General features: G+C 30.8%; 1 protein-coding gene. It reads left to right on the top strand.

Features of this window, described 5'->3' with window-relative positions:
- On the top strand, positions 1 to 250 hold a 250-nt coding region (locus JI667_RS22425), incomplete at both ends, for a hypothetical protein (protein WP_206858741.1).

Below are 250 nucleotides of genomic sequence, written 5' to 3'. Positions count from 1 at the left end.
AAACAACAATTTGCAGATGGAGGTAGAATAGATATTGTTTTCTCAGAAGGAGGGCAAACAACTATACCAATAGAAGTAAAAAAGACTAAGAAAGAGTTTAATACTTCAACTATTCATGAGAATTTTTTACCTCAAGCTCAAACTTATGTCACACCGTATAATCAAGTAGGAATTTTTGTGCTATTTGATGCTAGGGATAAAAAAGATAAACCACCAAATCCTGGAATTAAAAACCTATTCTATATTGATT

It is taken from the genome of Bacillus sp. NTK074B, assembly GCF_017303375.1.
Classification (GTDB): Bacteria; Bacillota; Bacilli; order Bacillales; family Bacillaceae_B; genus Rossellomorea.
This window is presented reverse-complemented; position numbering and strand designations above follow the sequence as displayed.